The 1,528-nt window shown below is 63.1% G+C and carries 3 protein-coding genes; all 3 read left to right on the plus strand.

What is annotated here, in order from left to right:
• A partial coding sequence (locus ACE3S9_RS19460) for a formate dehydrogenase N subunit beta transmembrane domain-containing protein (RefSeq protein ID WP_374548127.1) occupies positions 1–361 on the plus strand: 361 nt, incomplete at its 5' end.
• Positions 358–1,056, plus strand: coding sequence for a formate dehydrogenase subunit gamma (locus ACE3S9_RS19465; protein ID WP_374548128.1), 699 nt, complete (start codon positions 358–360; stop codon positions 1,054–1,056). The genes ACE3S9_RS19460 and ACE3S9_RS19465, both read left to right, overlap by 4 nt.
• Positions 1,053–1,528 (plus strand): formate dehydrogenase accessory protein FdhE (gene fdhE / locus ACE3S9_RS19470; protein WP_374548129.1); only part of this gene is annotated, 476 nt, incomplete at its 3' end. The genes ACE3S9_RS19465 and fdhE, both read left to right, overlap by 4 nt.

The raw sequence follows: 1,528 nt of genomic DNA on the forward strand, positions 1-1,528 counted from the left end.
GTTCGGCTCCAAGGAGGCTATGACGGAACATGCGGCGGGTCGCGTCGAGGATCTGAAATCGCGCGGCTTCGCCAATGCCGGGCTTTACGATCCGCAAGGCGTCGGCGGCACGCATGTGATGTATGTGCTGCAGCACGCCGACCAGCCGGAGCTTTACCAGAATCTGCCGAGAGATCCGAGGATCAGCCCGCTGGTTCGGTTCTGGAAGGGCGGCGCCAAGGTCATCGGCTGGGCCGCCATGGGACTGGCGGCGCTCGCCGGGCTAGCGCACTACATCGTCGCCGGCCCGAATGAAGTTCCGGAACAGGCCGAGAAAGATGCGCTCGCCATGCGCGATCGCCTGCAGGAAAGGGACGGATGATGGACCATTCGAGCCCCGACGGCGAAGACCGGATCACCATCAAGCGCTATACCGCGTTCCAGAGGCTGAACCACTGGATCACGGCGATCCTCTTCATCCTGCTGGCGATGAGCGGCCTGGTGATGGGCTATCCGTCGCTGAATTTTTTCTCGGGGCCGTTCGGCGGCGAGGAGGCGGCGCGCGCGCTGCATCCCTGGTTGGGGCTCGGCCTCGTGGTGAGCTTTTTCCTGCTGGCCTTGCCCTTCATCCGCGTCAATATGCCAAATATGGACGACGTCCGTTGGCTTCGCGGCTTCCCCGACCTGATCATGCACAACCATGAAAACCTGCCCGAGCTCGGCAAATATAACGCCGGTCAGAAAGGCGTTTATTGGTCGCAGTTCGTTTTGATTCTGGTGCTCTTCGCCAGCGGCCTGACGATCTGGCAGCAATATTTCGGCGGCTCGACCTCGATCGGAACCCAACGCCTCGCGGTGCTTGTCCATTCGCTCGGGGCGTTGCTGGCGATCACCATTATCATCATCCATGTCTATGCCGGATTCTGGGTGAAGGGCACGTTGCGCGCCATGACACGCGGCACGGTGACAGGCGGCTGGGCCTATATGCATCATCGCAAATGGCTGCGCGAAACCCTGGCGCGGGAAGCTGCGGCAAAAGGCAATGTCGGGGCCCAGAAAACGACGGAGCCGCGATGACTGAACGCTTTCGGAACGGGCCCGCGCGCGATTTTACCAAGGTCGGCGAAATCTGCGCGCCGCCGTTCGCGGTCCTGCCTGACCCGGCGCAGGTGTTCGCCCGGCGAGCCGAGCGATTGAGGACTTTGGCGGAAGGCCATGCCCTCGCGCCATTCCTGATCTTTCTCTCGCGCCTGGTCGATATCCAGCATCAGGGTCTGGCTGAACCCGCGCCGCAGATCGATCGCGCCAGCGTGGAGCGCGCGATCGCGCATGGCATGCCGGCCCTGTCGAAAAATATGCTCGTCGATGACGATGATTTCTCGCGCGTGCTCGACCAGTTCTTGCGCCGCGCCGTCACCGTCGAGGCGCCGCTCGCCGCCGCACAGGCGCTTGCCCGCGTGATGGCGATGAGCCCTGCCGATCGCCTTGCCTTGGCGGCGTCCGTGTTCGACGCCGCCTATCCAGTGGAGCAGATCGGCGAAGTCCTTTA

The organism is Rhodoblastus sp. (genome assembly GCF_041915505.1).
Lineage (GTDB): Bacteria > Pseudomonadota > Alphaproteobacteria > Rhizobiales > Beijerinckiaceae > Rhodoblastus.